At 39.9% G+C, this 21,156-nt stretch carries 20 protein-coding genes, 3 tRNA genes and 1 pseudogene; 16 read left to right on the top strand and 8 right to left on the bottom strand.

What is annotated here, in order from left to right:
• The first annotated feature begins 118 nt into the window (after positions 1-118).
• From uvrC to NE363_RS16705, 4 genes are all read left to right on the top strand, one after another.
• Positions 119-1,918 (top strand): excinuclease ABC subunit UvrC, encoded by a 1,800-nt coding sequence (gene uvrC / locus NE363_RS16720; RefSeq protein ID WP_216985820.1) that lies wholly within the window; start codon positions 119-121, stop codon positions 1,916-1,918.
• Between the two features lie 120 nt (positions 1,919-2,038).
• Positions 2,039-2,833: a thioesterase family protein gene (locus NE363_RS16715; protein WP_191010743.1), complete on the top strand. Its 795-nt coding sequence runs from the start codon at positions 2,039-2,041 to the stop codon at positions 2,831-2,833.
• A gap of 118 nt (positions 2,834-2,951) precedes the next feature.
• Positions 2,952-3,539, top strand: coding sequence for a CDP-diacylglycerol--glycerol-3-phosphate 3-phosphatidyltransferase (gene pgsA / locus NE363_RS16710; RefSeq protein WP_004699108.1), 588 nt, complete (start codon positions 2,952-2,954; stop codon positions 3,537-3,539).
• Positions 3,540-3,707: 168 nt separating this feature from the next.
• Complete coding sequence (locus NE363_RS16705) at positions 3,708-4,319, top strand: alpha-ketoglutarate-dependent dioxygenase AlkB family protein (RefSeq protein WP_191105733.1); 612 nt, start codon at positions 3,708-3,710, stop codon at positions 4,317-4,319.
• A 194-nt stretch (positions 4,320-4,513) separates the two neighbouring features.
• Here NE363_RS16705 and NE363_RS16700 read toward each other — a convergent pair whose 3' ends face one another.
• Complete coding sequence (locus tag NE363_RS16700; protein WP_004699103.1) at positions 4,514-5,287, bottom strand: IclR family transcriptional regulator; 774 nt, start codon at positions 5,285-5,287, stop codon at positions 4,514-4,516.
• Between the two features lie 494 nt (positions 5,288-5,781).
• On the opposite strand from NE363_RS16700, the gene NE363_RS16695 reads away from it, so the two are divergent.
• The 3 genes from NE363_RS16695 to NE363_RS16685 are packed head-to-tail and all read left to right on the top strand — an operon-like array spanning position 5,782 to position 9,121.
• Positions 5,782-7,881, top strand: coding sequence for an FUSC family protein (locus tag NE363_RS16695; RefSeq protein WP_191010744.1), 2,100 nt, complete (start codon positions 5,782-5,784; stop codon positions 7,879-7,881).
• On the top strand, positions 7,874-8,080 hold the full coding sequence (locus tag NE363_RS16690) for a DUF1656 domain-containing protein (protein WP_004699097.1): 207 nt from the start codon (positions 7,874-7,876) through the stop codon (positions 8,078-8,080). Before NE363_RS16695 ends, NE363_RS16690 begins: the two co-directional genes overlap by 8 nt.
• A 39-nt stretch (positions 8,081-8,119) precedes the next feature.
• A complete protein-coding gene (locus NE363_RS16685) occupies positions 8,120-9,121 on the top strand; it encodes an HlyD family secretion protein (protein ID WP_019456779.1) in 1,002 nt (333 codons plus the stop codon).
• Between the two features lie 57 nt (positions 9,122-9,178).
• On the opposite strand, the gene ruvX is transcribed toward NE363_RS16685, so the two are convergent.
• The 3 genes from ruvX to recN form a co-directional block, all read right to left on the bottom strand.
• Positions 9,179-9,619: a Holliday junction resolvase RuvX gene (gene ruvX, locus NE363_RS16680; RefSeq protein ID WP_004699093.1), complete on the bottom strand. Its 441-nt coding sequence runs from the start codon at positions 9,617-9,619 to the stop codon at positions 9,179-9,181.
• A complete protein-coding gene (locus NE363_RS16675; RefSeq protein ID WP_004699090.1) occupies positions 9,619-10,173 on the bottom strand; it encodes a YqgE/AlgH family protein in 555 nt (184 codons plus the stop codon). The genes ruvX and NE363_RS16675 overlap by 1 nt, the downstream gene beginning before the upstream one ends.
• 125 nt (positions 10,174-10,298) lie before the next feature.
• Complete coding sequence (recN, locus tag NE363_RS16670; RefSeq protein WP_445535496.1) at positions 10,299-11,966, bottom strand: DNA repair protein RecN; 1,668 nt, start codon at positions 11,964-11,966, stop codon at positions 10,299-10,301.
• Positions 11,967-12,204: 238 nt separating this feature from the next.
• On the opposite strand from recN, the pseudogene NE363_RS16665 reads away from it, so the two are divergent.
• From NE363_RS16665 to NE363_RS16650, 4 genes and pseudogenes are all read left to right on the top strand, one after another.
• Positions 12,205-12,640: pseudogene (locus tag NE363_RS16665) on the top strand (tetratricopeptide repeat protein); the annotation flags it as partial.
• Positions 12,641-12,716: 76 nt separating this feature from the next.
• A complete protein-coding gene (gene ppnP / locus NE363_RS16660) occupies positions 12,717-13,043 on the top strand; it encodes a pyrimidine/purine nucleoside phosphorylase (RefSeq protein ID WP_000099685.1) in 327 nt (108 codons plus the stop codon).
• A gap of 102 nt (positions 13,044-13,145) precedes the next feature.
• A complete protein-coding gene (gene rlmB / locus NE363_RS16655) occupies positions 13,146-13,895 on the top strand; it encodes a 23S rRNA (guanosine(2251)-2'-O)-methyltransferase RlmB (RefSeq protein ID WP_019456777.1) in 750 nt (249 codons plus the stop codon).
• Between the two features lie 34 nt (positions 13,896-13,929).
• On the top strand, positions 13,930-14,844 hold the full coding sequence (locus tag NE363_RS16650) for a DMT family transporter (RefSeq protein ID WP_445535495.1): 915 nt from the start codon (positions 13,930-13,932) through the stop codon (positions 14,842-14,844).
• On the opposite strand, the gene coaE is transcribed toward NE363_RS16650, so the two are convergent.
• From coaE to pilB, 4 genes are read right to left on the bottom strand one after another with little or no spacing between them, the layout of a single operon-like run.
• A complete protein-coding gene (coaE, locus tag NE363_RS16645) occupies positions 14,841-15,437 on the bottom strand; it encodes a dephospho-CoA kinase (RefSeq protein ID WP_445535494.1) in 597 nt (198 codons plus the stop codon). The two genes, NE363_RS16650 and coaE, sit on opposite strands and share 4 nt — an antisense overlap.
• Position 15,438: 1 nt before the next feature.
• Positions 15,439-16,299, bottom strand: a complete 861-nt coding sequence (locus tag NE363_RS16640) for a prepilin peptidase (protein ID WP_445535493.1) — start codon at positions 16,297-16,299, stop codon at positions 15,439-15,441.
• Positions 16,299-17,525: a type II secretion system F family protein gene (locus NE363_RS16635; protein WP_445535492.1), complete on the bottom strand. Its 1,227-nt coding sequence runs from the start codon at positions 17,523-17,525 to the stop codon at positions 16,299-16,301. Before NE363_RS16635 ends, NE363_RS16640 begins: the two co-directional genes overlap by 1 nt.
• 27 nt (positions 17,526-17,552) lie before the next feature.
• On the bottom strand, positions 17,553-19,265 hold the full coding sequence (pilB, locus tag NE363_RS16630; protein WP_445535491.1) for a type IV-A pilus assembly ATPase PilB: 1,713 nt from the start codon (positions 19,263-19,265) through the stop codon (positions 17,553-17,555).
• A gap of 289 nt (positions 19,266-19,554) precedes the next feature.
• Here pilB and tpiA point away from each other — a divergent pair, with 289 nt between their 5' ends.
• The 5 genes from tpiA (at position 19,555) to NE363_RS16605 (ending at position 21,113) form a co-directional block, all read left to right on the top strand.
• Positions 19,555-20,349 (top strand): triose-phosphate isomerase, encoded by a 795-nt coding sequence (tpiA, locus tag NE363_RS16625; protein WP_445535490.1) that lies wholly within the window; start codon positions 19,555-19,557, stop codon positions 20,347-20,349.
• Positions 20,350-20,361: 12 nt separating this feature from the next.
• The gene (gene secG, locus NE363_RS16620) at positions 20,362-20,691 is read left to right on the top strand and encodes a preprotein translocase subunit SecG (protein ID WP_445535489.1); all 330 of its coding nucleotides are present in this window, start codon (positions 20,362-20,364) and stop codon (positions 20,689-20,691) included.
• A 56-nt stretch (positions 20,692-20,747) separates the two neighbouring features.
• Positions 20,748-20,832, top strand: a tRNA-Leu gene (locus NE363_RS16615).
• A 38-nt stretch (positions 20,833-20,870) separates the two neighbouring features.
• Positions 20,871-20,947 (top strand) — tRNA-Met (locus NE363_RS16610).
• An 89-nt stretch (positions 20,948-21,036) separates the two neighbouring features.
• Positions 21,037-21,113 (top strand) — tRNA-Met (locus NE363_RS16605).
• Positions 21,114-21,156 lie beyond the last annotated feature (43 nt).

Here is a 21,156-nt window from a genome sequence, read left to right as displayed (position 1 = left end):
TTTGTCGGTCTACTTCGTCATCCCTTGTCAAATTTAGGTTCTGGCACAGTAAAGCACTTGAAAAGTAAGGATGAAAACATCACATTAGGTATTCAGTATTAAGCCATGCATGCCAATAGTGAATCAAAACGCTCGTCCCCATATTGAAAAAATTTTAGCCCATATGACCCAACTTCCAGGCGTTTATAAAATGCTAGGGAAAGAGGGCGAATTATTATATGTCGGTAAAGCAAAAAACCTAAAAAATCGGGTGTCGAGTTACTTTGTTAAAACCATTGAGCATCCGAAAACTCAAGCTTTAGTTGCCAGAATTTATGATATTGAAACGCTCGTCACGCGTTCAGAAACTGAAGCGCTGCTTTTAGAACAAAACTTAATTAAACAACATCGTCCGCCTTATAACATCATGCTGCGAGACGACAAATCATATGTCTATATTTTTGTTTCCGCAGATAAGCCGTATCCGCGAATTGCCAGTGGACGTGGCAAAGGTAAGCATCAAATCGGGAAGTTCTTTGGCCCGTATCCAAGCGCTTATAGTGCCCGAGATACCTTGCTGGTTTTACAAAAACTTTTTAATGTGCGCCAGTGTGAAAACAGTTACTTCTCACAGCGCAAACGTCCATGTTTGCAATATCAAATCAAACGCTGTTCGGCCCCATGTGTAGGCTTGGTTTCACCAGAAGATTACAAAGAAGATGTAAATAACAGTATTCGGTTCTTACAAGGTGACACCAAAGAATTAAACCAAGAGTTGATTGCGAAAATGGAGCAAGCAGCGGCGGATCTTGAATTTGAAAAAGCTGTTTTCTATCGAGATCGATTGTCTTTGCTTCGTGAAGTACAAGCGCAACAAGCTGTTTTCAAAGTGAAAGGTGAAGCTGACATTTTGGCAATTGCTTATCAGGCTGGTGTGACATGTGTGCAGATTATGCATGTGCGTAATGGACGTATGCTAGGCGGTAAAAGTTATTTCCCTGATATGTTGGGTGATGACCTCGGACAAATGCTAAGTGACTTTATGGCAAACTTTTATTTTCAGGTTGCCGATGAAGTACCAAGTGAACTGATTGTAAATACTGCCTTACCTGATCGTAAAGAGTTGGAAGAAGCCTTAGCACAGCAGTTTGGAAAGAAAGTCCAGATTAAGAGCAATGTGCGAGAAACACGTGCTGAATGGTTAGAGCTTGCTGAAATGAACGTTCAGCATGCAATTAAAGGGCAGTTGAGTAACCATTTAGAACTCAATGAGCGTTTCCACCAGCTTGAGCAGGTGGTTGGTCGTCCAATTGATCGTATCGAATGTTTCGATATTAGTCATACCATGGGCGAAGCACCGATCGCATCATGCGTGGTGTTTGACCAAGGCGGTGCGCGTAAACGTGACTACCGACAATTTGCCATTCAAGATATTACTGCGGGCGATGATTATGCTGCGATGCGACAAGCTTTAACGCGTCGCTATAAAAAGGCGATGCTGCCTGACTTGCTTTTAATTGATGGTGGTAAAGGCCAACTTCATATGGCAATGGAAGTTATGCAAGAACTTGGACTTGAGGCTTTCATGATTGGTGTATCAAAAGGTGAAGGGCGTAAACCGGGACTTGAAACGCTTCATTTTACTGATGGCACAAAAATTCAGTTACCTGAAGATCATAAAGCCCTACATTTGATTCAACAGGTCCGTGATGAAGCTCACCGTTTTGCGATTACCAAACACCGAGCTAAACGTGATAAACGCCGTAGTACTTCAGTTTTAGAAGCAATTCCGGGCTTAGGGCCTAAACGCCGTCGAGATTTGTTAACACATTTTGGTGGGATTCAAGGCGTGTTAAAAGCATCGGAAAAAGAGTTGACGGTAGTGCCAGGCTTAGGGGAAGTGATGGCAAGAACAATTTATAAAATTTTGCATGAGTAGCCACGTATTTAAAATTTGAGTGACAAAAGCGCTCGTAAATTAATAGCTGAATGACCATTCACATGATGGTCAAAATAATGAAAGATACTTTCTAATCACGCACATGACTTAGGGATATGCATGTCATTATTACAACTATTTGAAGATGTAAAACAAAATGAATGGATTGATATACCTGCAGGATGGTTACAGGGCCGTACGGTTTTTGGTGGCCTTGTTGCTGGGCTATTAATGCAAAAAGCATGCTCCCATATTCAAGATTCAAATAAAAGATTATTAAGTTGTAGTGTTACTTTTGTGGGGCCTGTACAGCAAGGTTCTGCCCGATTGACTATTGAAGTTTTAAGAGAGGGGAAGTCAGTCACTACGCTTGAGGCACGTTTATGGCAAGATGACGCAGTGCAAACCATTTTGGTTGCAAGTTTTGGGGCATCTCGTGCATCGAGTATTAAGGTCAAACAAGAACCCGTTGCTCCTACGTATGTACAACCTGAAAATTTATCTGTCATTCCTTTTGGTCAGCATATGCCTGAATGCTTTCAGCACTTTGAAGTGTGTTGGGCTGAGGGTAATTATCCGGTGACAGCAAGTGAGTATCCAGACTTTGGTGGTTGGTCAAGGTTCTCACCAGAGCAACATGAAAATCGTCAACTAACATTGCCTGATTTGATTGTTCTCATGGACATTTGGCCGCCGGGTGTATTGCCAATGTTTAAGCAAGTTGCACCTGCAAGTTCTTTAACGTGGCACATTACGTATGTGAACCCAGTCCAGCATCAATTGTGTGACTGGTTTAAATATAAAGTCGTCACAGAATATGCAAGTGAAGGTTACTCGACAGAATATGCATATCTTTGGGATCAAAGTGATCATTTAATTGCAATTTTGAGGCAAACTGTTACGGTATTTACCTAAGCAATCTACTTTCTCGATTCACATATTTCGTATAAAGTGGCTGTTACAGATAGATACAACATTGAAGTATGTGTCTTTGTCTGTTAAAAGATGCGTGAAGACTAAATTGGCGGTGTTTATGACCACAGGGCGAATCCTGAATATCCCAAATATCCTAACTTTGGCGCGTATCGCGCTTATTCCAGTATTTTTGGTGATTGCATATTGGCCGCCTGCAATAGGTATTGGTGAGCACGTAGGAAGTATGACTCGTCATATTATCTTGACTGCAATCTTTGTGCTGGCCGCTATAACCGACTGGTTTGATGGCTATTTGGCACGATCTTTAAACCAGACTTCAGCATTTGGCCGTTTTCTAGACCCAGTTGCAGACAAACTCATGGTAGCAGCTGCACTTATTGTTTTAGTGCAGTGGAAACCTACCATTGCGATGGCTTTTGCAGCAATTGTTATTATTTCACGGGAAATTACTGTTTCTGCTCTACGTGAGTGGATGGCAGAACTGGGTGCGCGAACCAGTGTAGCAGTGTCAACTGTAGGTAAATATAAAACTGCATTTCAAATGATTGCGATTAGTGTGTTCTTACTCAACTGGCAGCCTTTAGAAATGTTGGCTTATGCTTTGTTATATACCGCAGTCATTCTTACTTTGTGGTCAATGTTTATTTATTTAAAAGCCGCGTGGCCATATCTAAAGCAGCCATAAAACCAAATAAGATTTTAAAAAGCCTTTCCTTGAGAAAGGCTTTTTTATTGCAAAGCGCAAAAATAGCGTAACTCACGTAATTGGTATGATAAGTAAATACCATTGGCAAAAGGACGCTAAACTGGCATTGTTAGCTTGAGAGATAGCTAAGCAGCAAGGGGAGATTGCATGACTCTAGATTTATTTTCTCCGGAACCTTGTGAAAATTTATTACCTTATGATGGGGAAGTTCAGGACTATGGATGTATTTTAGGTGCTGAAGAGGCCGAGCAATATTTTCAATATTTATATCAAAATTTGGCATGGCGACATGATGAAGCGAAGTTATACGGCAAGCACTTCATTACTCCCCGCAAAGTTGCTTGGTATGGTGACGAGCATTATAGATATAAGTATTCTGGTGTTTTTCGGGATTCTCTGCCGTGGGACAAAGCGCTTGCTAAGTTGAAACAGCAGGTAGAACAAATTCTTTCAGAAAAATTTAATTCTTGCTTAGCCAATCTTTATGAAGATGGAACGCAAGGTATGGCTTGGCATAGCGACTCAGATGTGTCTTTAGCTAGAACAACCACCATTGCTTCTTTAAGTTTTGGAGCGACCAGAAAGTTCTCTTTTAGACATATTCACACTAAAGAAAAAGTTGAAATGTGGTTACAGCCAGGCCAACTTATTGTGATGCGCGGTGAAACTCAACAATATTGGCAACACCATTTAAATCGTTCGACAAAAATTTTACAGCCACGTATTAATCTAACATTCCGTCAGTTCAAATTTTCATAAGTTTTTGCTAAAAATTAGGCAAGAAAAAAGCCCATGATGGCTGCATGAGCTTATTCCTCTGAGGGAGAGCCTTCTATTGATGAGCTGCTGATGAAAAGAATCATCAATAGGCGCTAAAATCATAATATGAGAATATTTTGATATTTTCAATGCTTAAAAATGTAAAAAAACTTTAAATTATCAAAAATACTATTTTATATCTCGCCTTTTTCTGAGAGTTCCATAAAGCGCTGCTCAATCAATCCAGCATTTTCTTGCAAAATTTCAATCAGTTTTTGAATATTTAAAAAGTCAAAACGATTCTTTGATGCAACTAATGTTAAAGCCAAAGGAACTTCTTTACTCGAAAAACGAACGGGAACGGCAAGGCCTGAAACATTAGGGTCAATCTCACCTTGTGAGAAATAGAAGCCTTGTTTTTTTATTTTACGCATGCGTTGAATAAAGCTTGTTTCGTCTAGAGCAAAACCTGACTGCGATAGCTCATTCTGAAAACGTTCATAGTAGTCATGCATGCGTTGTTTACTCAAATGTGACACCATTGTTTTTGGTGAAGCTCCAACGTAGATCGGACGCGGACAACCTCGGCCATATGAAAGTAGCTCTGTATCTTTAAAAATCTCATGATGAATATCAATGCAGTAGTCATCATTTAAATAGGTGAGTAAACAGCAAAGTTCAGTGCGCTCAACAATATTACGCATAAATGGCGTACTGATTTGAACCAATGGATCTGTTGTTCTGGATACATAGTCAAGAACTGCTATTTTTGAGCCTAAAGTGTAATCGCCAGAAGTACCATTAATACGTTTTAATAAGTCAGCAGATACGAGTTCTTTCAAATATCGGTAGCTGGTCGGTTTAGACAAGCCAAGTTCTTCGCAAATAATATCGACATTAATCACTGGTCGTGAAACTGAAAATAAATCCAGTACGGTTAAAATTTTGCCAAAACTTGAAATTGCCATGATGTCTTATTCATATCCTTAGTAAAGTGTCACACTTGAGTTCTTATAACAGAAAAATTGAAGCTTTGTCTCAATTGCAAGATAACTACCTGATTTAAATATTTTACGCTCAGAATCAGAAAAGTTCTCTTGATTCGTACATCATATATGATTAACTAAAAACATATCAAATTATCAAATAAAGATATTTTAGTTGACTAAATCACTTTAATTTGAAAAAATTGTGCAACAAAATATCTAATCGAGAAATTGGTTTACTCTGCCAGCTTTCTCGATGTCTCTCCTTTCCTAAGCTTGGTCGCCTAAATAGCGGTCAAACTGAAATCATCTGGGCATATCATGCAAAGATGTAGGAAAAATCATTGTATTGAAGGATGCTCTCATTAACTCATTTGTCTATAAGGCAAATGACAAAGTCGTGTTGTCTTTTTAAAAAGGCAAGGGCACGCTGAGGAGCATGCTCATCAGTTCAAATCTGTATTTGAGATGAGTTCATGTTATTAAAGCAAATACTGGCTTTTCGCCCGAGTAAGCTTGATCTAATTTTTGCAATAAAGACATTTATTGCCGGCATGTTGGCATTATTTGTCTCGTTTGAATTAGACCTGATTAATCCAATGTGGTCGATCGGTACTGTCTTGATTATCGCCAACCCTTATTCGGGTATGGTGTCGTCTAAGTGTGTCTATCGTGTTTTAGGGACGGTGGGTGGCGCCATTGTTGCGTTAACAATCACGCCTCATCTGATTAATACGCCGTGGATCTTTACGGTAGTGTTATCACTATGGGTAGGCTTTGCGCTTTATGTATCCTTACTCGACCGCACGCCTCGCAGTTATGCATTTATGTTGGCGGGTTATTCAACTGCAATGATTGCGTACAACGCGATTACTTATATTGATCAGTACAATATTTTTGATATCGCTTTGGCGCGTGTACTTGAGATTTCAATTGGTGTGATTTCAAGTGCAGTGGTTTCCGCAACTATTTTGCCTATGCATATTGGTTCAGCCATTAAGCAGCGTGTAACTAAAACACTCAAAGATACCGAGAGCCTGTTTGCAAACTTATTAAATGCAGATCAACAGCAAAACAATACCCAGCTTTTAGCTGCGATTACTCGTGATACAACTGATATTCATGCTTTGGCAGTTCACTTGAGTTATGAAAAGGGTGAATTGCATGGCATGACCAAACCTTTGCAAGAAATGCTCCATCAAATGTCGATGGTAGTTGTAAACTTGGTTGCTTTGTCTGAACGAATTAAACAGTTGCAAGAACTGAATTTTATTGAAAGTCATGCGGACAAATTAAAACAGCTTTCAGGTCATGTGATTCATTTTCTCGAACAAAAAGACCAGATGACTGATGAAAATGTTTTGCAGTTACCTGACGAGTTTGAAAATGACTTTTTGAACTTAAATGACTCAGCTTCTGAACATCAACAAGTGCTATTGGCTGCCATGAAAATGGATGTCCGCCACTTTATTAGTAATGTTTTAGCTGTAAAAGTTTTATGGCAACGCATCAAGCAGGGTAATAAAGAGATTCCAGATAGCATTACCCCAATGACTACGACCTACCCAAGTTTACACCGAGATCACGGGGTAGCGGTCAGAGGCGGTATTAGTGCGGTACTCATTACATTTATTGTGACAGGTGTGTGGATTCTATCTGGCTGGAAGGCTGGATTTATGATGGCACAGATTGGGGCCGTAACTGCCTGTATTTTAACAGCCTTAGATAACCCTGTTCCTGTCTTACGTATTTTTATATGGGGCAGTGTGGCATCGGCTGTTTTAGTGTTTATTTATGCTTTTGGTGTTTTCCCTCATGTCACTACATTTTGGGAGCTTGGACTCGTTTTACTACCGATGTTCTTATTTGCGGTTTCTATGATGGCAAATCAGGCACTCATGCCTGTGGGCATGGTGCTGGGTATTAATACCATGATGGGCCTGAACTTGCACAATGCTTATAGCATGGATGCAGTGTCTTACTTAGACAGTTCATTCGGTATGGTCATGGGTGTATTGGTATCTCTCATTGTGATAGATGTTGTACGTGCTATGTCACCCGATACCAGTGCAAATCGTATTCTGGCTTTACATTATCGCGCGATGCGCCAAGCGATTTATATTCCTTATGGTATTGAATTCAAAGTTCATTTGAGAGGTATGTTAGACCGTGTTGGTGTCTTAAACACTAAAATGGTGCAGTCAGAAGAGATTAAAAAATCAATTCATCAGGCACTTGTTGAATCAAGTGCAATTGTTGATTTAACCCGTTTGCAAGAGTTAGCAAATCAGGTTCAGTCATCTTCAGAACTGGCTCATCATATTGGGCGTTTGCAACAAGATTTAGATGAGCTATTTAGAGCTAAAGAGAATGAAAAAGATGAAGCAGATGTATTAATACAACATATTCATCAGACTTTGTTTGAACTAAAACAGCTTGCTTCAAATATAGAAGATATGGCTATTCGCCAAAGATTATTTATTTCACTAAATAATATTGCTTATAGCATGTGTCATGTTTCATCAAACCAAATGAATGCAGATCGTACGCTTACAGGAGCCACAGCGCATGGGTGAGTTTAATGTCTACGGTATTTACGTGCCCGCTTTGCTCGTCCAAGCCTTATTTGCATATATATGTTTCCGCTTGTTAAGTCCTTTAACTAACAAATGGATTGCACAAGGCTGGATTGCATTGCCCAGCATTTTCAATTTGTGTTTTTACCTTTTATTACTTTTGGTGATACACCAAGTTTTTGTTGGGTTAGGTGCTTAAAGATGATTGCCAGATTAAAGATTGAGTTAGGTGAGTGAAATGAATCAATTGGAGTTGAAAAAAGTCATCCGTCCAGTGATTTTGATTGTCGCATTAATGATTGCGGTCTATACCATTGTGCATTTGTGGAATTACTATAATGCAGCGCCGTGGACACGTGATGGTCGCGTTCGTGGTGACGTCATTCAAGTTTCTTCAGATGTAGCAGGGCTTGTAACGGAAGTATTGGTTCAAGATAACCAGACTGTCAAAAAAGGTCAGGTACTTTTTAAAATTGATGTCTCTCGCCGAGCTTTAGATGTAGAGCAAGCAAAGTCTGATTTGGCAAAAGCAAAAGCAGCATTTGCTCAGGCACAAGCAGGTTTAGCACAAGCCAAGGCAAACTTAATTAAGTCGAGTACAAACATTAAGTTAGCCGAGAAAAACGCAAACCGTTATTCAAACTTAATGGATGGTGCTATTTCTAAACAAGAACAAGATCAAGTTTTTGCGACTCGCGATCAATCCCTTGCAGAGCATGAACAACTTCAAGCTGCGATTGAACAAGCAGAAGCAACTATTAAGCAGCAACAGGCACTCGTTGAAGCTGCGACAAGTAACTTGCATTTAGCCGAACTTAATATGCATCGTGCTGCTGTGGTGGCACCCGCAGATGGAACACTCTCTAACTTTGATATGCGTCCTGGTAATTATGTTCAAGTTGGACAAGCAGTTGCAGCATTGCTCGATCGTAAACAACTCTATGTTGTAGGGTATTTTGAAGAGACAAAATTAGACCGTATTCATATTGGCGATGAAGCGAGTGTACAGTTAATGGGTGATAGTCAAAAAATTAAAGGTCATGTACAAGGTATTGCATCGGGTATTGAAGACCGCGAGCGTTCAAGCAGTTCTAAATTGCTTGCAAACGTAAACCCAACCTTTAGCTGGGTTCGTTTAGCGCAGCGCGTACCTGTAAAAATTGTGTTAGACGAAGCGCCAAAAAATCAGCTTGCTTTTGTCTCTGGCCGTACTGCGACAGTACATATTATTGAAAAATAAAAAGCTTAAGTTTTTCTACTCAATAAAAAAGCATGTGTAAAACATGCTTTTTTATTTTTATGGCGTTAAGCCGACTGGATTTCGATACCAACTCTGGATTAGCAAGGCTGCTGCAAAACTATCTGCTGATAATTTCTTTGCGCGTCCTTGTTCTTGGTAGAAGCCGAGCTCTTCTCTTGCTTCACGCGTCGTTAAGCGCTCATCCACCATCCAAGTTTCAATGTTGGTTTGATGGCGTAAACGTCTTGCAAATTTGCGAGCACGTGTAGAAAGTTCTGACTCACTATCATCCATATTTAATGGAAGACCAACAATAAACAAATCAGGTTGCCACTCTTTCACAATTTTTAAAAGCTGGTCCCAGTTAGGAATTCCATCTTTCATCACAAATAACGGTAGTGGGTTAGCACTTTCAATTGCAGATTGACCTATCGCCATCCCCATTTTTTGAGTGCCAAAGTCGAAAGCCATAATTGATTTGGATTGTGTCACAGTCATTAAGCATGTCCGATTTCAGAAGCCAGCCATGTACGATCTACACCAATCTTTTTATAGGCTGCATCCCACCGGTCATCGTATGGTAAGTTAAAAATTAGATCCATATCGGCATCACAGATAAGCCAGTCACCACGAGCGATTTCATCTTCTAACTGGTTTTTACCCCAACTCGCATAACCTAGTGCGATTTGATAGCGACCCACACCTTCGTTATGTGCAATTGCATCAAGAATATCTTTACTGGTGGTAATACAGACATTTTCACCCACAGCAATAGAAGAGTGCCAAGTTGGTTGGCCAGTATGAAGGACAAAGCCAGCTTCTGGGCGTAAAGGCCCACCTTGTAAAACCTCATGTGGATTTACATTGTCTGCATCAATATCTAAATCATTCAGGAGTTCTTTAATTTGAATGCCAGCAGGACGATTAATGATAATGCCTTGAGCACCTTCTTCATCGTGACGGGCAAGATAAATTACTGTATTTGCAAAAAAGTCATCTGCCAGTTCTGGCGGGGCAATCAGACAACGGTGAGTCATGTATTGTTTGGTCACCTAAGCGGTTCTCCCTCAAAAAATGTCGCTAGAGGGTCTCACGACCCTTTTATCTATATAGGTTCTTTTTATCAACATACAAGAGTTAATCGGATTTCGCCAATCTTTTTCTCTCATTTTCTTTATTAATTTGAAGAAGCCTGAAATTTAAGTTGTCGTAATTGTTTAGCATGCTGTAAGGTCGTTTCATTAATTTCAACACCGCCAGACATACGTGCTAATTCAGAAATAATCTGATTTTCATCAAGTTGTACAATGGTACTGCTGGCTGGGTCAGTTTGCTGCTTTTTAACTAACAAATGTTGATCAGATTGCGCAGCGACCTGTGCTTGGTGAGTAATACATAAAAGTTGGACATGTTGAGCTAAGTCGGCAAGTAAACGCCCAACCACTTCAGCCGTACCACCGCTAATCCCCACATCAATTTCATCAAACACTAAAACTTCGGCTTCTGTTTTTTCCGCGTTCATGACTTGCATGACGAGTGCAATACGTGAAAGTTCACCACCCGAAGCGACGCGTGCTAATGGTTGTGGTGGAATACCTTTATTAGCAGTAAATAAAAGTTGAATAAAGCTTAAGCCTTCTGCACCTGGTTGTTCCAATGGCTCAAACTTAAACTCAAAGTGGGCTTCTGGTAGGGCTAAGGGTTTCACTTGTTCGGTTAACTGTTTTGCAAGTGGAGCAGCAGCTTCACGACGAATAGTGTCTAAATGCTGAGCTTTCTCTAAAAATTCCTCATGTGACTTTTCTACTTGCTCTGCCAGAGTCTCTGGATCTTCAAGTTGATGTAACTGTTCAAGCTCATTTTGCCAAGTTTCGTATTCTTCTTTGAGCGTCTCTGGCTGAGTACGGTACTTACGTGCCAGACGATGAAAAACTTCAAGCTTGGAATTTAGTTCTTCCATTCGTTCAGGGTCAAAACTTTGACGATCAATGAACTGACGTAAATTTGATGTGGCATCATCAATTTCACTTTGCGCATTTAATAATGAGTTATAAATTTCAGAAAGCTGTTCACTACGTCCAGCATGAGATTCTAAACGACGAATGATTGACGACATTTCTTGAGTAATGTTTTGCTCAGCTTCATCAAGGGCATTCAAACTATAGCTACAATCTTGCATGATATGTTCATGATGACTAAGGCGATCGAATTCTTGCTCGATTTCTTTGTAATCAGTTTGAATAACCTCTTCAAGCTCTTCAATTTGCAGCTCTAAGGTCGCAATACGTTGTAGACGTGTTGCTTGGGCATCTAAGGCTGCTTGGTGTAAACGAATGGTACGTTGCCATGTACTATAAGCATCACGGACATCATTCGCTTCAGCATAAAAATTGTTATAACGGTCTAACCAATGCTTTGGATAAGGTGGTTCAAGAAGTTGCTGTTGGCTGTGTTGACTATATAACTGAACCAGTAAACGTCCTAATTCTTTAAGCTCAGAGAGACTACTCGGACGTCCATTGACCCATGCTTTACTGCGACCAGTTGCGAAAATAACACGTCGTAAATGAATTTCCCCAGAATCATCATCTAGTTCATGGTCTTGTAGCCATTTCGCTTCAGGGCTATTGTCCTGATAAGTAAAAACAGCGGTTACATCCGCTTTGTCCGAACCATAGCGGACATAATTTGTATCTGTACGTTCACCTAAGCAGGCAGAAAGTGCATCCAGTAATAATGATTTTCCGGCACCTGTCTCACCTGTTAGAACATTAAATCCTTGTTCTATATCAATAGCTAAATGATCAGCTAATGCAAAATTGATTAAAGTTAAATGTGTGAGCATAAACGCATCCAACGCGCCAAATTATGGGTTAAAGATAGAGAAGTTTTGAATTTGCTACAAGTGATCTATTATTCTAACTGAAATTATAGAACTCCAAGATTCTTGTTCGTTTATTATTTGGCAATAATCGTCGATATCAAAAATTATCAGAATTATTCATGGATACATTTATTTAATTGTGTAGAAAGATATTTTTTACTTGCCAGTTTATTTTGAAGAGTAAAAAAATATATCATATTTTCATAATATTGAAGTACATATTGGTGATTATGTTGCCACTGTAAAGTATGTGGACAATCGAGTTATAGACCAACATTATCTGCGTTATTGTATTTGGCCGACTTTAAAACAAAGTGTGCTTGTGCATGCTAGTCGGCATTTTGATGGAAATAGTGCCGATTTCCCAGCTTGTGAGGCCGCTTCAATGCTAAATAAACCAGACAACTTTCATTTTGGCATAGAAGTTATTTCATCATTAATTACGGCTCCTAGTTGATTATTCAACAGCGCAGAGAGTTTACTGAGTTTTTCTCTATGAAATTTACGATGAAGTTTGCAGATTAGGTGAAATTATGTTGACCAATCGAAATATTGAAATAAATTTACCTTACGCTTTTGCTAAAAAAATTCAGCTACAGCAGTGGAAATTACAAGTCTATCTGTATGAAAACTGATTGATTAGTTATTTAGGCACAATTAAACTACATTCAACATAATTTATATAAATGCGGCATTATCTGGAGAATGTGCATGAGTTCAACCCAATTTGATCATGTAACGGTCATCAAAAAGTCAAATGTTTATTTTGGTGGAGCATGTATCAGCCATACCGTGCAATTTGAAGATGGAACGAAAAAAACATTAGGTGTTATTTTGCCAACTGAGCAGCCTTTAACATTTGAAACACATGTTCCTGAGCGTATGGAAATTATTTCAGGTGAATGTCGCGTGAAAATTGCAGACAGCAATGAAAGTGAATTGTTCCGCGCTGGTCAATCATTTTATGTTCCTGGAAACAGCGTTTTTAAAATTGAGACTGATGAAGTGCTCGATTATGTGTGCCATTTAGAAGGCTAAGAAATTCCTGTTTAAATCGGGTACACTATGCCCAAAGAAATCCTGTGAAGTTGGCTTTGCAGGATTTTTATTTTTTTGCTCAAACGTTGTTAGAGGTCAAGCATGGCAAAACCGGAATATTATTATGGCGTTCACTCAGTGGAGTCATTGTTAGAACTTGAGCCGGAACGTGTGCTAACCCTGTTTACTTTAAAAGGGCGGGATGACCAACGTTTGCAAAAGATTTTGCAATTGGCAGAGCCTTTTGGAATTAGTGTACAAAAGGCAAGCCGTGACAGTCTTGAAAAACTTGCAGGTCTACCGTTTCATCAAGGCGTGGTTGCAGCAGTACGTCCGCATCCGATTTTAAATGAAAAAGATCTAGATCAGATCTTGGCTGAAACTCCAGATGCTTTATTGCTAGCATTAGATCAGGTAACAGATCCACATAACTTAGGTGCTTGTATACGTACCGCTGCTGCAATGGGCGTGCAAGCTGTGATTGTGCCTCGTGATCGTTCGGCAAGCTTAACCCCAACGGCTCGTAAAGTTGCGGCGGGTGGAGCTGAAAAAGTTAAATTTATTCAAGTCACAAATTTAGCTCGTACATTGGCTCATCTGAAAGAAACAACTCATGTACGTGTAATTGGTACTATGCTTGATGAAAGCGCAATGCCAATCCAAAAGTGTGATTTCTCTGGCCCAGTCGTGATTGTGATGGGAGCTGAAGATACAGGTTTGCGCCCAATTACTCAGGCACAGTGTGATCACAAAGTTTATATTCCGATGTCTGGGAATTTACAGAGTCTAAATGTAAGCGTGGCAACAGGTATGGCACTTTACGAGGCTTGTCGTCAGCGTTCTGAGGTATAATTGAGCTGCCTTTCTAGTTTTAAGCAGCCTTCATATGTCTCCCCGTAAACAAGGTTATTTCTTTGTATTGGTGACCATGTGCATTTGGGGCGGGTTTACACTTTTTGCTCGTTTAAATGCACAATGGCACATCAGTGCTTGGGACATTGCCGCACTGCGCTTCTCTATCGCCTTTCTAATTTTAATGCCTATCTTAATTTATAAAAAAGATCTCGCTTTTTTATGGAGTAAGCATGCGGTTATTTTGGCGCTCATTGGCGGTGTCATCTATTGTCTGACTGTTTATACAGCTTTTCTTTATGCTCCAGCCGCACATGCTGCAATATTTTTAAATGGCTGCATACCAATCTGTACTGCTATAGCTGCCTATATTTTATTTAGACAGCCGTTTGATAAACACACATGGGCGAGTCTCGCAATCATGATCGCTGCCTTAGCACTCATGAGCATTTTGATGCTACGTACAAGTACCTCTGCGTTTGGAGTTGGAGACATACTCCTTTTTATTAGTGCGATTTGGTGGGGTATCTTCACTGTTTTACTTAAACAGTGGAAGCTCTCTGCTTGGCATTCTATGGCAAGTGTTGCGATTTGGTCTGCAATTATTTATTTACCCATCTATGTTTTATTTTTGCCTAAGCACTTCATGGAAGTTAGTCCTGTTCATTTAGCGATACAGGGCATTTTCCATGGTGTATTTGTCGTTATTATCGCAACTTTGACTTATGTTGCTGCCATTCAACGTCTTGGTGCTTTTAAAACGGGAAGTATTGTCACTTTGGCGCCGTTCATTGCCGCTATTTTAGCTGTACCTTTACTTAGTGAGTCATTAAGCCCATCAATTGTTGTGGGCTTAGTAGGTATGGGAATAGGCGCTTTACAGCCTTGGCGCTGGTTTAGACAAGATAGTCTGACACAAAAAATTAAGCAGCAAAATACACAAAATTAGTTTGCACGCTTCAAATAGCTTTGATGTAAAGGCTCTAATTGCTGATATAGATGTTCGAGTAATCCGTCATTAAACACAATGTCATTAGCAAGTTTGCGTTTACGCTCGCGTGGCATTTGTGCAGCAATAATTTTCTGGATTTGTTCTTGATTTTGCCCGTCACGTTGACTTGCACGCTGAATTTGAGTTTGTTCACTCGCATCAACTAATAAAGTGTGATTAACCAATTCATGTTGGTTGGTTTCAAAGAGTAATGGTGAAACTAAAATCACATAAGGACTTTTTGGATTTTGTAGTTGTTGAATAATCGATTGGCGAATGGCAGGGTGTGTAATTTTCTCAAGTATGTGTCTTGCTTCAGGGTTCTGAAAAATATGTTCGCGTAGGCCACGACGATCTAGATTTCCATCGGATTGAAGCACCCAATCTCCAAAAGTTTGTTGGATTTTTTGAAGCGTAGGTTGGCCTTTTTCAACGACTTCACGTGCAACGATGTCGGCATCGACGACTTGAATTCCTTGGGACTCGAACCATTGTGTTGCAGCAGATTTTCCACTGCCAATACCACCTGTGATTCCCAGAATAAAAGCCATCTTAACCTCCTAAATAAATCTTCATAATCTGATCACCCCATAAAAAGGCAACCCAGCCCGCAATGGCAATATATGGTCCAAAAGCAAAAGGCTGATTGTCATTTCTTAACTTTAATAAAATGATGCCAATGATTGCACCTAATAAAGATGACAATAACACAATTAATGGCAGCATCAATGGTCCCATCCATGCACCTAATGCGGCAAGCAATTTAAAGTCACCGTAGCCCATACCTTCTTTGCCAGTAATCACTTTAAATAAGTAATACACAATCCAGAGACATAAAAAGCCGATTAAATAACCCCAAATAGCTGAGTTAGGTGAGGTATAAATATTAAAGGTGTTAATGCCTAAGCCGAGTGCTGCTAAAGGCAGGGTAAAGCGATCAGGCAAAAGTTGTGTATCAAAGTCTATAAAGGTGAGGGTAATTAAAACCCAAGTCAGGACGAGTCCCCAAAGCATTTGTATGGTCGGGCCAAACACCATAACCACCACCAATGAACATAACATGGTGAGTAGTTCAATTGCTGGATAACGAATGCTAATCGGATGTTGGCAATGACCACATTTTCCTCTTAACATCAACCAGCTTATGACTGGGATATTTTGATACCAACGAATCGGTTGATGGCACTTTGGACATGATGAAGCAGGTTTGCTTAATGTTAGTTTTTTATAGTCAATAATGGGTTGTTCTGGATTTAGTAGCATTTGACATTCGAATTGCCAATCTTGCTCCATCATTTTTGGAGTGCGGTAAATCACTACATTAAGAAAGCTGCCAATACATAGGCTCACGAGTGCAACTGCAATATAAAGTGCAGTTAAGTTTTGAATAAAATAAGCAATGATGTCCTGCATTATACAACTGAGCCCATTTGGAAAATTGGAAGATACATAGCAATTACTAGACCGCCTACCAGTACCCCTAAAATTGCCATAATTAAAGGTTCCATCATTGCAGTTAAACCATCAACTGCATTATCAACTTCATTTTCATAATAGGTAGCAACTTTATCGAGCATGCTGTCTAGTGCACCAGATTCTTCACCAATTGCAACCATTTGTATAGCCATAGAAGGAAAACGGTTAGATACACGCATGGCAAACTGAAGTTGTTGTCCTGTTGCTACATCTTCACGAATTTTCATGACAGCTTGTTCATAGATGACATTGTTTGTTGCACCAGCAGTCGACTCAAGCGCATCGATGAGTGGAACACCTGCTGCAAAGGTTGTGGCAAGTGTACGACTATAACGGGCAATAATTGCTTTATAAACTAAGTCTCCAAAAATAGGTAATTTAAGCGCGAGTTTATCCAAGCCATCACGAAACTTCTTACTGCGTTTTTTAGCTTCTACAAAAGCGGCAATCATTGCACCAATCGCGATAATCATAATAAACCAATATTCTTGCATCCATTTCGACATATTCACGACCATTTGTGTGAATGCTGGTAATTCTGCTCCGAAAGAAGCAAACAGATCTTGAAAGACGGGTACGACTTTAACCATCAAAATAATAGTCACCACAATGGCTACCACAATAACTGTTGCTGGGTATTTCATTGCTTTCTTGATTTTCTGTTTTAACAATTCACTTTTTTCTTTGTAAATTGCAACGCGATCTAGCATCGTTTCGAGTGCACCTGATTGTTCACCAGATTCCACAAGTGAACAAAATAAATTGTCAAAATATTGAGGATACTTTCTTAAAGCTGAAGCAAAAGTACTACCACCTTCAACTTCACCTTTAATACCAAGTACCACCTCACGCATGGCAGGGTTTTCTAAACCTTCAGCTACAATTTCGAAGCCTTGTACCAGTGGTACACCAGCTTTCATCATGGTCGCAAGTTGTCGAGTGAAAATCGTAATATCAAGTGTTGTTACTTTTTTCTTGAATAAACCTTCAAGAATATTTTTACGTTTCTCACGTATGGTTCGAACAGTAACCCCTTGTTTACGTAAGGTCACTTTAGCTAAAGCCATATTTTTAGCTGGAAGTTCCCCCTTAATTTTTACGCCCTTACGGTCAACCCCTTCATAAGCAAAAGTCGGCATCATTTGTGCCTTTTTGACAGCCATCAGATTATCCTTATTTTAAATAATGTCTTATTCACTGGTCACACGGTTAACTTCTTGTAGAGAGGTCACACCTTGTATTACCTTTTTTAAACCTGAACGACGTAGATTATTAAACCCCAATTTTTCAGAAGCAGCCGCGATTTCTAGAGCGTTACCATCTTCCATAATAATCTTGGAAATTTCAGGTGTAACTTTCATTACTTCATAAATACCCACACGGCCTTTATAGCCTTCACGACATTCAGGACAACCCACAGGTTGAAAAACCCGAAAGTCCGGATGTGCTAGGTCCTGTTCGGTAAAGCCCATTTCTAATAGGCTTTGTTTTGGAACATCTGTAGGTATTTTACATTGAGAGCACAGGCGGCGTGCTAACCGCTGAGCAATAACCAAGTTGACTGATGTTGCAATATTGAAAGAAGGAACCCCCATATTGCGTAAACGGGTCAGTGTTTCTGGAGCACTGTTGGTATGCAGTGTTGACATCACCATGTGACCTGTTTGTGCAGCTTTAATTGCGATTTCTGCTGTTTCCAAGTCACGAATCTCACCCACCATAATAATGTCAGGGTCTTGACGTAAAAAGGATTTAAGCGCGGCAGCAAAAGTAAGCCCTACTTTTGGGTTCACGTTAACCTGATTAATACCTTCAAGGTTAATTTCCACTGGATCTTCGGCAGTAGAAATATTAGAACTTTCAGTATTTAAAATATTTAAACCTGTATATAAAGATACAGTTTTACCAGAACCTGTTGGCCCAGTAATTAAAAGCATGCCCTGTGGTTTATCTAAAGCTTCCATAAATAAAGCTTTTTGTTCTTCCTCGTATCCTAATGCGTCAATTCCCAGCATTGCACTTGATGGGTCAAGAATACGAAGAACTAACTTTTCACCAAATAAGGTCGGAAGAGAGTTCACACGGAAATCAATTGCTTTGGTCTTTGATAGTTTGAGTTTGATACGGCCATCTTGTGGAACACGTTTTTCGGAAATGTCCATTTGAGACATTACTTTTAAACGTGACGCCAAACGGTTTGCCAATTGTAAAGGTGGATTGGCAATTTGACGTAACACACCGTCGACTCGATAACGTACCCGATATGACTTTTCATACGGTTCAAAATGTAAGTCTGAAGCGCCCATACGAATGGCATCAATGAGCAACTTATTAATATATTTAACAATGGGTGCTTCATCACCTTGTGGTGTTTCTTCTTCATCCTCTTGAGTGGTGGGGCCATCAAGACTGACATCAAGATCAAACTCTTCATCATTAAAATCAAAACTGCTTTCTTCTGCGAAATGCTGACCTAAAACTTTTTCGAGTTTATGGTGCTCAACAATGACAGGCTCAACCATCAGTTTGCTATTAAAACGAATCGCATCAATCGCTTCAATATTGCTTGGATTGCTGGTCGCAACATATAAAATTTGGCCTCTTTGAATAAGTGGCAAAATTCGATGTTTTAAAATCAGTTTTTGATCGACCAGATCCTTAGGAATCTGAGATGTGTCATAAACATCAAGATCAAAATATGGTTCAGCAAACTCAGCGGAAATTGTTTCAGCCAGTAAAGAAGGGGAGAGATGAACCTCTTCAATTAAATATGCGACTGTATCCTGCTTAGCTCTTTTTGCTGCATCTAATGCAGTTTGCATGGTCGCTGCCGACACATGCTTTTCTTCGACTAAACGCCGAAAAAACCCCGTAAATTTTGGAGATGTATGTAATGCTGACATCTGCCTGCCTATGCTAATGTGTTTATAATTGGTATATGAAAAATTATACTTTTGTTATGTAAAATTACTACCTTATAAAATGTTGCTCTAGTCCTACTCAGGCTGTTAAAGCTTGAACTAGTCGAAGTTTTTATAGATTAATTTTTAGAATGTTTAAGTTTGAACCTTTAGAAAGTTTTTTTAATTTCAAAGAGTAGAAAAGATATAAGTAATCCCATTAAAGAAAAGTATCTGAAATTTGTATAAATGCGTGTAGAATGTGCTGCATTTTTGATGAAAGGTGAGCAGTATGTCGGGTTCGACGATTACGCCTTGGGTAGTTGGCAACTGGAAAATGAATCCAATGCGTGCTAACGCCAACCAACTTATAGAAGAATTTAAACAATTATTGCAACAAAACCAAATTGCAGATGAAAGCTGCCATGTGGGCGTTGCCCCTGTTTCTATTGCACTTACAACAGTACAGGCGCAATTGCAGGATGCTGCAATAACAGTATATACAGTTGCGCAGGATGTATCGCGTGTTGCAGGTACAGGTGCTTATACTGGTGAAGTTAGTGCAGAATTATTAAAAGATAGCCAAATTAATTTCGTATTGGTCGGTCATTCTGAACGCCGTGATGTTTTTGGCGACAACGTTGAAATTTTGAAGGCGAAACTCCAAAATGCATTAAATGCGGGTTTGACTGTCATTTATTGTGTCGGTGAAAGTCTTGAACAGCGTGAGCAAGGCCATGCAGAGCAAGTTGTTTTACAGCAAATTTGCGATATTGCACCTGTGGTTACTGCTGAACAATGGCAAAACCAAGTCGTGATTGCTTATGAACCTATCTGGGCAATTGGTACAGGTAAAACAGCTTCTCCACAAGATGCACAAGCGATGCACGCTAAAATTCGTGAAGGCTTATGTCAGCTTACTTCAGCGGGTTCAGATATTGCTATTTTATATGGTGGTAGTGTAAAAGCTGAAAATGCTGTTGAATTAGCTGCATGTCCAGACATTAATGGTGCGTTGGTCGGCGGTGCTTCATTAAATGCAGCATCTTTTTATCAAATTGTACAAGCCTTCGCGCAAAGCAAATAACGAGGATAGGGTATGCACTCTTTTGTACTTGTTGTACATATTATTTTAGCTGTACTGATGATTGCATTGATTTTAGTGCAACACGGTAAAGGCGCAGATGCTGGTGCTTCTTTTGGCGGTGGCGGCGCAGCAACTGTATTTGGTGCATCGGGTTCGGGTAATTTCCTTACTCGCTTAACTGCTGTTTTAACTGCATTGTTCTTTGTAACGAGTTTAACTCTTGCTGTTTTTGCGAAAAAACAGACGACGGAAGCATATAGCTTGAAAACTGTACAAACAACAGCGCCAGCTCAAACAACATCGTCTGAAACTTCACCAAATGCACCAAAAACGGGTCAATAATTCGAAATAGGGCTTTCCTTTTGCAGTTGGAAGGACTAGAATGCGTCCCACAAGCTGCGGTGGTGGTGGAATTGGTAGACACGCTACCTTGAGGTGGTAGTGCCTTCGGGCGTGGGGGTTCAAGTCCCCCCTTCCGCACCAACTTTGAACCAGAAAGTTGAGTGCAAGCAGTTTATTGATGCGGGATGGAGCAGTCTGGTAGCTCGTCGGGCTCATAACCCGAAGGTCGTTGGTTCAAATCCAGCTCCCGCTACCAATTTGATTAAGGTGCAACTTAATCAAGCGAATATTGGATAAGTTTACATTGACTTTTTTTGATATTTGTATATAATTTTTGCACGTTGATGCGGGATGGAGCAGTCTGGTAGCTCGTCGGGCTCATAACCCGAAGGTCGTTGGTTCAAATCCAGCTCCCGCTACCAAGTTTCTTAAAAGAGGCTCACAGACAAGTGGGCCTTTTTGCAC

The organism is Acinetobacter sp. G18 (assembly GCF_052660225.1).
Note: the sequence above shows the minus strand (reverse complement) of the source record. Positions and strands in the feature narration are given on the sequence as shown.

Excerpts from the sequence above, each read along its gene's own strand:
- NE363_RS16715 (WP_191010743.1), top strand. The coding sequence starts at position 2,039 with ATGTCATTATTACAACTATTTGAAGATGTAAAACAAAATGAATGGATT.
- pgsA (WP_004699108.1), top strand. The coding sequence starts at position 2,952 with ATGACCACAGGGCGAATCCTGAATATCCCAAATATCCTAACTTTGGCG.
- NE363_RS16705 (WP_191105733.1), top strand. The coding sequence starts at position 3,708 with ATGACTCTAGATTTATTTTCTCCGGAACCTTGTGAAAATTTATTACCT.
- NE363_RS16700 (WP_004699103.1), bottom strand. The coding sequence starts at position 5,287 with ATGGCAATTTCAAGTTTTGGCAAAATTTTAACCGTACTGGATTTATTT.
- NE363_RS16695 (WP_191010744.1), top strand. The coding sequence starts at position 5,782 with ATGTTATTAAAGCAAATACTGGCTTTTCGCCCGAGTAAGCTTGATCTA.
- NE363_RS16690 (WP_004699097.1), top strand. The coding sequence starts at position 7,874 with ATGGGTGAGTTTAATGTCTACGGTATTTACGTGCCCGCTTTGCTCGTC.
- NE363_RS16685 (WP_019456779.1), top strand. The coding sequence starts at position 8,120 with ATGAATCAATTGGAGTTGAAAAAAGTCATCCGTCCAGTGATTTTGATT.
- ruvX (WP_004699093.1), bottom strand. The coding sequence starts at position 9,619 with ATGACTGTGACACAATCCAAATCAATTATGGCTTTCGACTTTGGCACT.
- recN (WP_445535496.1), bottom strand. The coding sequence starts at position 11,966 with ATGCTCACACATTTAACTTTAATCAATTTTGCATTAGCTGATCATTTA.
- ppnP (WP_000099685.1), top strand. The coding sequence starts at position 12,717 with ATGAGTTCAACCCAATTTGATCATGTAACGGTCATCAAAAAGTCAAAT.
- rlmB (WP_019456777.1), top strand. The coding sequence starts at position 13,146 with ATGGCAAAACCGGAATATTATTATGGCGTTCACTCAGTGGAGTCATTG.
- NE363_RS16650 (WP_445535495.1), top strand. The coding sequence starts at position 13,930 with ATGTCTCCCCGTAAACAAGGTTATTTCTTTGTATTGGTGACCATGTGC.
- coaE (WP_445535494.1), bottom strand. The coding sequence starts at position 15,437 with ATGGCTTTTATTCTGGGAATCACAGGTGGTATTGGCAGTGGAAAATCT.
- NE363_RS16640 (WP_445535493.1), bottom strand. The coding sequence starts at position 16,299 with ATGCAGGACATCATTGCTTATTTTATTCAAAACTTAACTGCACTTTAT.
- NE363_RS16635 (WP_445535492.1), bottom strand. The coding sequence starts at position 17,525 with ATGGCTGTCAAAAAGGCACAAATGATGCCGACTTTTGCTTATGAAGGG.
- pilB (WP_445535491.1), bottom strand. The coding sequence starts at position 19,265 with ATGTCAGCATTACATACATCTCCAAAATTTACGGGGTTTTTTCGGCGT.
- tpiA (WP_445535490.1), top strand. The coding sequence starts at position 19,555 with ATGTCGGGTTCGACGATTACGCCTTGGGTAGTTGGCAACTGGAAAATG.
- secG (WP_445535489.1), top strand. The coding sequence starts at position 20,362 with ATGCACTCTTTTGTACTTGTTGTACATATTATTTTAGCTGTACTGATG.